This is a genomic window from Amycolatopsis acidicola, assembly GCF_007713735.2.
Taxonomy (GTDB): Bacteria; Actinomycetota; Actinomycetes; order Mycobacteriales; family Pseudonocardiaceae; genus Amycolatopsis_E; species Amycolatopsis_E acidicola.
The window spans coordinates 19,337-27,589 of sequence record NZ_VMNW02000105.1 but is presented as its reverse complement, the minus strand read 5'-3'; the positions used below and the strand labels follow the sequence as shown (position 1 = coordinate 27,589).

7 protein-coding genes are annotated in these 8,253 nt (G+C 71.2%); 6 read left to right on the top strand and 1 reads right to left on the bottom strand.

The genetic code is table 11. The features are described from left to right. Positions 1 to 551 precede the first annotated feature (551 nt). Complete coding sequence (locus tag FPZ12_RS39605; RefSeq protein ID WP_166463061.1) at positions 552 to 1,334, bottom strand: CE1 family esterase; 783 nt, start codon at positions 1,332 to 1,334, stop codon at positions 552 to 554. Positions 1,335 to 1,653: 319 nt separating this feature from the next. Here FPZ12_RS39605 and FPZ12_RS39600 point away from each other — a divergent pair, with 319 nt between their 5' ends. The 6 genes from FPZ12_RS39600 to FPZ12_RS39575 all read left to right on the top strand — a co-directional run bounded on the left by FPZ12_RS39600 (position 1,654) and on the right by FPZ12_RS39575 (position 8,221). Next, positions 1,654 to 3,138 carry a class I adenylate-forming enzyme family protein gene (locus FPZ12_RS39600; protein WP_144756146.1) on the top strand — a complete coding sequence of 495 codons (1,485 nt, stop codon included), beginning with the start codon at positions 1,654 to 1,656 and terminating at the stop codon, positions 3,136 to 3,138. An 83-nt stretch (positions 3,139 to 3,221) separates the two neighbouring features. After that, complete coding sequence (locus tag FPZ12_RS39595; RefSeq protein WP_166463060.1) at positions 3,222 to 4,382, top strand: acyltransferase; 1,161 nt, start codon at positions 3,222 to 3,224, stop codon at positions 4,380 to 4,382. Then, entirely contained in the window at positions 4,379 to 5,131 is a 753-nt protein-coding gene (locus tag FPZ12_RS39590) for a phosphosulfolactate synthase (RefSeq protein WP_144756140.1), read from the top strand. Before FPZ12_RS39595 ends, FPZ12_RS39590 begins: the two co-directional genes overlap by 4 nt. A gap of 32 nt (positions 5,132 to 5,163) precedes the next feature. Then, on the top strand, positions 5,164 to 5,553 hold the full coding sequence (locus tag FPZ12_RS39585) for a VOC family protein (RefSeq protein ID WP_243770266.1): 390 nt from the start codon (positions 5,164 to 5,166) through the stop codon (positions 5,551 to 5,553). After that, positions 5,553 to 6,113 (top strand): histidine phosphatase family protein, encoded by a 561-nt coding sequence (locus FPZ12_RS39580; RefSeq protein WP_144756134.1) that lies wholly within the window; start codon positions 5,553 to 5,555, stop codon positions 6,111 to 6,113. Before FPZ12_RS39585 ends, FPZ12_RS39580 begins: the two co-directional genes overlap by 1 nt. A 50-nt stretch (positions 6,114 to 6,163) precedes the next feature. Next, on the top strand, positions 6,164 to 8,221 hold the full coding sequence (locus FPZ12_RS39575) for a tetratricopeptide repeat protein (RefSeq protein WP_144756130.1): 2,058 nt from the start codon (positions 6,164 to 6,166) through the stop codon (positions 8,219 to 8,221). The last annotated feature ends 32 nt before the right edge of the window (positions 8,222 to 8,253 follow it).

Sequence of the window (8,253 nt, the reverse complement as noted above, 5' to 3'; positions counted from 1 at the left end):
TGTGTATAAGAGACAGGTCCTACGTTGGACGGAGGCCTGCCGGGTGGCGGGGCCCGGACGGTAGCCGGAGGTTGCGCCGGTAGCGGGAGGTTGTGCCGGCAGCGGGAGGTCCGGCGAGCGGGAGGAGGCCCGGCGGTAGCGGGCTTCTTCGAAGTAGAAAAGGCCACCCGTTGAGCGGAGATCTGCCGCTAGCGGGAGTCCGGCGGGCAGCGAGAACTCCGGCGGGCAGCGAGAAACCCCGGGTGGTGAGGGCTCCCCCGCGGATTGCCAACAGTCCCGCGAGTCGCGGGAGGTCCGGCAGGCGCGGACGTCCTACGTTGGTTGGAGGCTTGCCGGGCAGCGAGAGGCCCGGACGGTAGGCGGAGGTTGCGGGAGGTTGGGCCGGTAGCGGGAGGTCCGGCGTGTAGCGGCAGGTCCGGCGGGTAGCGGGAACTCCGTTCAAACAGAAGCCCGCCAGAGAGGGGACGTCCTACGTTGGATAGCCCTGAACGCGAGGCCTCGAGCGGAGCAGAGATCCACTCGCCGGACGTCCTACGTGAGACGTCGACCCGCTACAGGGTGTGGCGGGAGAGGAAGTTCCACATGACCGTCGCGGCGGCGGCTTGGGGGCCGACTGGGGTGGTGTAGGGGGCCGAGGTCTTGGTGGCCACGGGCCAATAATGTGTCAGGCCCTGGTAGATCCCTTGCGCCACTTCGGTTCCCCCGGCGCAGCCTGTCCACGTCGTGAGCTTCAGCGGCCCGGTTCCGGTGGTGTTCGACGCGGTGCACTGGCTCTGCGTGCGCCATTGCGTCACCGCGGATTCCACCGCGGCGGCGGAACTGGGCGAGGAGTGCACCGACCGCACGATCGGATCGTCCGTACCCGAGGAGATCAGCGCCGAGATCGGTTTCCTGCCGGGACAGGTCACCGAGGGCACGCTGCCGTAGGTGGCCATCGCCGCGAAGAGGCCCGGGTGCTCGCACACCTCGGTGAACGCGAGCCGCCCGCCGTTGCTGTAGCCGACGAGGTACACCCGCCGTGAATCGGCGCCGAAATAGCGGGTGGCGTCGCCCACGACGGAGGTGACGAATGCCGTGTCGTGCGCGCCCTCTTTCACAGCCAATCCACAGCAACCGTGCTCGGCATTCCACGACTGCCCGATTCCCATCGGATACACCACGTTCGCGAGCCCGCGCTGCGCATAGGCGAGAAATCCGGTTCGTGCCGATTCCTGCCTTGCCGTGATACCGCGCCCGTGCAAAACGACGAGCAACGGGAGACCGGTTCGTTTCGAACTCGCGCGCACCGCGAGGTACGAGCGTTTCGTCCCGTCCACCGTGAGGTCACGCTGCACCGTCGAAACGCCTTTGACCACCGCGGATTGGGCGGGGACGGCATGCGCCGCGGAGCTGGCGGGCGTGACGGCGACCGTCGCCGAGCAGGCCGCTAAGGTGACCAGCGCCCCGGCGCACAGAATGAGCCGGACCCATTGTCCGGTTGCGGCTCTCCTGCGCCGTCGGCGCGAAAATTTCATGCTCACAGTGTGCCCTTGGGGTGCGCAAAGCCGTGTTAACCGCGGTCTTCTCAGGTGTCTCTCATGAGCCTGCCAGCGCACTCCTAGGAAACGTGGCCAAACTAGGTCACGGTTCGGTGAAAAGCGTGTGGAGGGCTTTATGGCGATTGTGTCCCGTTTACTGTCCACCCGGGCGCGCGAGCAACCGGACTCGCCCGCCTACCGCTCGGGTGCCGACGGCAGGGCACTGAACTGGCGCGAAGTCGCCGCGCACGCCGCGGGCTGGCAGGACGTCCGCCCCGTGAGCCGCGTGGGGCTCGTGATCGCCGATCCGCTCGTCTTCACCGCCGCGTACCTCGGCTGTCTTTCGGCCGGGCTGACCGTCGCGCCGATCGACCCGCGGCTGACCGCCACGGAGCTGTCGGAGGTGCTCACCAGGCTGCGCGTGGACGTGCTCGCGACCGATCACGCGGAGCCGGTCATCCGGCCGGAACTCGACATCTTCTCGGTGGACCTCACCGGTCCGCGCCTGATCTGGTCCGCGACCACCGCCTCGCGCCCGAGCGACGCCGCCGCGCTACGCCCCGCCGTCCTGCTCACCAGCTCCGGAACCACGGGGCGCCCCAAGGGAATCCCGCTCACCGAGTGGCAGCTGATGCACGCCGCCGGGCGGGTCGCGCGGCACCACGGCTTCGGCCCCGGCGAGCGCGGGTACACCCCGCTGCCGCTGTTCCACGTCAACGCGCAGGTGATGGGCCTGCTGGCGACCGTGGCCGGCGGCGGTTCGCTGGTGATCGACCGGCGGTTCGAGGCAGCCGAATACTGGGCCAGGGTCGAGGAACACTCCGCCACGTGGCTCAACGCCGTCCCCGCGATCCTGGCTTCGCTGGCCAAGCAGCCCCCGCCGCCGGCGCACGTGATCGAGCGGATCCGCTTCGCCCGCTCGGCTTCCGCGCCACTGCCCCCTGAGACAGCTCGCGCTTTCGCCGAGCACACCGGCGTCGGTGTGCTCGAAACGTACGGGATGTCCGAAGCCGCCGGGCAGATCACCGCGAACCCGCTCGACGCGGCACAGCGGCGGAGTGGCTCAGTGGGTCTGCCAGTCGAGCTGGAGCTCATCGTCGGCAGGCCGGACGGCACCCCCGTCGCGCCCGGTGAAGAGGGCGAAGTCCTGTTGCGCGGCCCGCAGATCGTCGATCAGTACCTGGAACTCGACGGCGAACGCCCGGAACGCACCCGGCCCGCCCGCACCACGGAAGGGTGGCTGCGCACAGGGGACGTTGGACGTCTCGACGACGCCGGGTTCCTGACCCTGGCCGGGCGCGCCGACGACGTGATCAACCGCGGCGGCGAGAAGATCTACCCGCAGGAAGTGGAAAACGTCCTGCTCGCGCACCCCGGGGTGGCCGCGGTCGCGGTGGTCGGCGCGCCGCACGAGCGGCTCGGCCAGGTGCCGGTCGCGTTCGTGACCAGCGCCCGGTCCGACTCCGGCCGATTGGCCGAGTCACTCGCCAGCTGGTGCGCCGAACGGCTCACCCGGTACAAGCGGCCGACCGTGATCGAGGTGACCGACGCGCTGCCGCTCGGTCCCACCGGCAAGGTCCTGCGGCGGGCGCTGCGGGCCGAGCTGGCGAGCACGCAGTGAGCGGTGGCCGCGAACACCTGCCCGCTCGGTCCCACCGGCAAGGTCCTGCGGCGGGCGCTGCGGGCCGAGCTGGCGGGCACGCAGTGAGCGGTGGCCGCGAACACCTGTACTACGTCGACCTGGTCCGCGTCCTGACCGTCGGCCTGGTGATCGGCATGCACGTGCTCGCGCTCGCCCCGGTGGCGCCCACCGCGGGAATCGGCGCGCTGATCATCGTCTTCCACGTCAGCCGCGAGGTGTTCTTCGTGCTGACCGCGTTCGTGCTCACCTACAGCACGAAGGGCAAGAAGATGCGGTGGCCGAAGTTCTGGCGGCGGCGCTACCTGTTCGTCGTCGTGCCGTACGTGACGTGGACGGTGCTGTACTTCTTCGCCAACGGCGGGCCGTACCTCGGTGAGAACTTCGTGCAGCAGCTGCTCACCGGCACCGCGCGCTACCACCTGTACTTCCTGCTCGTGTCGATGCAGATCTATCTGATCTACCCGCTCCTGCGCGCTTTCCTCAAAGCCACCCAGAAGCACCACGGCCTGCTGCTCGGCTTCGGCGTCTGCTTCCAGCTGCTGTTCTCCCTTGCGGTGCAACGGAACTGGGCCTTCGGACCGCTGGCAGGCTGGGTGCACGCGCCGGACGCGCTGCTACCCAGCTACCTCGGCTACATCCTCGCGGGCGGCATCGCGGCCTGGCACCGCGAGCGGCTGGTCGCGTGGACGAGGGCGCACGTGGGCGTCGCGTTCGGCGCCTGCGCGGCCGCGATCGGGCTCGGCATCGGGGTGTATCTGCTGCAGGTGTACGTGCAGGGCCTCGACCCGCTGGCCGCCAGCATCGTCTTCGAGCCGGTGGTCGTGGTGGAGAGTTTCGGTGTCGTGTGGGCGTTCCTGGCCGCGGGCCTGCTGTGGGCCGAGCGCGGGCGGCCGGGCGAAAAGCTCATCCGCGGCGGTTCGGACGCCTCTTTCGGCATCTACCTCGTGCACCCGCTGCTGTTGCAGGGCACGCTGCTCGTGCTCACCTGGGCCGGCCTGGTCGACTACGCCCAGACCGTGCCGAACGCGCTCGTGCTGACCGTGCTGGTGCTCGTGCTGCTGCCGGTGCTGTACCTCGCGTCGGGCCTGGTCACCGCGGCCGCCCGGCACACCCCCTTCAGTCTCGCGCTGTCCGGCCGGGCGTGGGCCCGCCCCGTCCGCCGCACCGCAACCGCCGAGAGCCGCGAGGAACTCGCGCTCGTGAACTCAGGAGGAGCCCGATGAGCCGCACCACGATGATGATCGACCCCGGCCTGCCGACGGGCCTGTTCACCGACGTGGTCGCCAGCCACGGCGAGTACGTGGAACTGGTCAAGTTCGGCTGGGGCACCGCCCTGGTGACCCGCGACCTCGACCGCAAGATCGCCGTGCTGCGCGAAGCCGGTATCGGGTTCTACTTCGGCGGGACGCTGTTCGAGCGGTACCTCTGGGGCGGCAGGCTCGACGACTACCTCGCGCTCGTCGAGCGCACCGGCGCCACGCACATCGAGGTGTCGAACGGGACCATCCCGCTGGACCAGGAAGCCAAAGCCGGTTACGTCCGGCGGATGGCGGCGCACCGCCCGGTGCTGTCCGAGGTCGGCTACAAGGACGCCGAGCGCTCCGCGCTGCTGACCCCGGCCGACTGGGTCGGCGCGATCGAGCAGGACCTCGCGGCCGGAGCGTCGCTGGTGATCACCGAAACCCGCGAGAGCGGCCGTAGCGGGATGGCCAGGCCCGACGGGCACCTGCGCGACGACGTGCTGGCCGCCGTGCTGGCGGCCGTGGACCCGTCCCGGCTGCTGTTCGAGGCACCGACCAAGGACCTGCAGGTGGAGCTGATCCGCGAGATCGGGCCCGAGGTCAACCTCGGCAACATCGCGGCGGCCGACGTGCTGGGCGTGGAGACGCTGCGCCAAGGGCTGCGCGGCGACACCCTCCTCCAGTTCGCGCCCGCCGACTTCCCCCGGTCACGGACCGTTTCCGTGGCCTGACCGTCCACAAAGGAGCAACACAAGTGCGCGACATGCACGACGCCTGCCACATCGCGATCCCCGCGCGGGACCTCGACGAGGCGGTCGACTACTACGTCTTCGGGATCGGCGCGAAGATGGCCCGCCGCTACGACGACCGGGTCACCTTCGACTTCTTCGGCGACCAGCTCGTCTGCCACCTGTCCGAGGACATCCCCGACGAAGCCGTGATGTACCCGCGGCATTTCGGGGTGAGCTTCGCCCGCGCCGAGGACTTCGACCGGCTGCTGCGGCTGGTGGAGCACCGCAAGCTGAAAGTGCTGGCCGGCCCGGCGCTGCGCTTCGAGGGCACCGCCGAACAGCACCGCACCATCGCGCTGGTCGACCCGTCGAACAACGTGCTGGAGTTCAAGAACTACGACGACCCGCGGCTGCAGTTCTGATGGCGCTGCGTCTGGTGCGGCACGGCGAAAGCGAGTGGAACCTGGCCGGCCGCGTGCAGGGCCAGTCCCCCGAGGCCGGGCCGCTCACCGCGAAAGGCCGCGAGCAGGCGGCCCGCGCCGCCGGGGCATTGGCCGGTTGCGGGGCCGAAGCGATCATCAGCAGCGACCTGAGCCGGGCCAGGGAGACGGCCGCGATCATCGCCGCCGAGCTCGGGCTCGACGTCTTCACGGATCCCGGGCTGCGCGAGCAGGACCTCGGGTTCCTCGAGGGCAGGCGGTTCTCCGACCCGCTCGGCGAGGGCACCGTGCAGGACGTGATCGACGGACTGTGGCGGGAACCACGCCGCCATCCCGAAGGCGGGGAAAGCATCCTCGACCTCTACGAGCGGACGCACCGCGTACTGTCCCGCTACGACGGGCGTGACCTCGTGCTGGTCGCGCACGGTGGCCCGGTCCGGGTGGCGACCACGACGGCCGACCCCAGTGCGGGCGAACCGGTACCCCGGCTGCCCGTCGAGAACGCCGCTGTCACCCTGTTGGGTAGTTTTGTGGGAAAGTAGCGCCGTCGTGTCAGCGCGGTGGCGGCCGCCGCGGGAGTGAAGGAGTGCCGGTGCCGCTGTTCGAACGCCGGAGGAGGCGTGTCGCCGCCGCCGCGGACAACAGCGTCATCCGGACCCTGCGCGACGGCGGGGCGATCCAGCTCGTCCCGCTGGACGGCCTCGACCCGTTGCGGCTCGGCGTGCACCCCGCGTGGCAGCTCCCCGACGGTGAGCCACTGCCGCCGTACGTGCCGCGCACCGCGGACGCCCAGCTGGACCGGGCGCTCGCCAAGGGCGGTCTCGTGGTGCTGCAAGGGGATTCGGCCTCGGGCAAGACCCGTTCGGCCTACGAAGCGGTGCGGCGCAACGCTTCCCGGCTCGGCTGGCGCACGCTCCTGATCCCCCGCGACACCGCCGCGCTGCGCACATTGGCGTCCACCAGCACCGGGCTCACCGAAACCGTGCTGTGGCTGGACGACCTGGACCGCTACCTCTCCACCGACAGCCTCGACGACGGGCTGCTCGGCGCGTTGTGCCCGCCGGGCAGGCCCGACGTCGTCCTGCTGGCCACCCTGCGCACGGGCGCGCGCCGCGCGATCGACACGGACAAGACCGGCCGGATGCTGTCCGCGCCGGTCCTGCTCGGCCGTCGCCTGGACCAGGCGGAAACGGCGGTGGCGCAACGGTTTCGCGGCGATCCGCGGATCGCCGAGGCACTCGACGGCGACGCCGGGCTCGCCGAGCAGCTGGCCGCGGCCCCGGCCGCCGTGCAGCGCTGGCGGACGGCCGGGCACGAGCCGGGCGCGGCGCTGGTCAGCGGCGCCGTCGACCTGCGGCGCGCGGGATACCTGGACCCCGTTCCGCTGGACTGGCTGGCGGAGCTGCACACCGTGTACCTGTCCGAGCCGTACCGGAGCCAGTTCGGGGAGACCGACCTCGGCGCCGCGCTGGCCTGGGCGACCGAACCGGTGCGCGGGGCCGCCCGCGCGCTGCGGCCCGTGGACGCCGGGTACTACGTCGCCTTCGACTACCTGGTGGACGCCGCGGAGGCCGCCGGGGACGCCATCCCCGAGCAGGTGTGGCAGCGGTTGCTGGGCACGCAAGGACTTTCGGTGGACCAGATGTTCCGGATCGCCGGGGCCGCGGCACGGCACGGCCACGTGGCGGAGGCGAGCAGGCTGTGGACGGTCCTGGCGGCGGGCAACGACCCGTTCGCGATGTACAACCTGGGCTGGGCGGCGCAAGTGAGCGATGACGACGCCGCGGCCGAGGGCTGGTACCTGCGGGCGGCCGAAGCGGGCAACAGCTGGGCGATGTCCGCGCTCGGCGCGATGGCCGAAGCGCGCCAGGACGTCGAGGGCGCCGAGCGGTGGTACCGGCGCGCGGCGCTGGCCGGGGACACCAAGGGGCTGACCAACCTCGGCGGCCTGTTCGCGCAGACCGGCCGCATCGAGCACGCCCGCGCGGCGTACCGGCAGGCTTCGGCCGCCGGTGATCTCGCCGGGGTGCGCAAGGAGGCGGTGCTGGAAATCCTGCACGGCGACCGCAAACGCGGCGGCGAGCTGCTGCGGCGGGTGGCGCTGGCCGGGGACCCGGCGGCGGTGCGGCTGCTGGGCCTGTTGTCGCAGACGGAGAACGTGGGCGTGCCGCGGGAAGACGTGCAGGAGCTGCGCCGCGTGGCGGCCGAGGAGGGCGATACCGATGCGGCGCTGGAACTGGCCAGAAGCCTGTGGTCCCAAGGAGATCTCGATGCCGCCGAGACGTGGTTCCGGCGCGCCGCGACCGCGGAGGACGGGAAGGTCGCGGAGTTCGGGCTGGCCGTGCTGCTGGAACAACGTGGCCGCACCGAGGACGCCGAGGCGTGGTACCGGCGCGCCGCCGACCACGGCCTGCCCGAGGCGATGCTCAACCTCGGCGCGATCCTGCAGGAGCACGGCGAGTACACCGAGGCCGAGCGGTGGTACCACCAGGCGCTCGGCGCCGGGCACCTGCCCGCGGAGGTCAACCTCGGCGCCCTGCACTGGCATCGGGGCAACCTCGCCGAAGGCACCATGTGGTACGAGCGGGCCGCGTCGCGCGGCGACGAGCTCGCGAAACAGGCACTGGCCAACGCCAAGGCGGGCGGCTGACCCCTTACGTTTCCCCGCGCGCGCGTTTACGC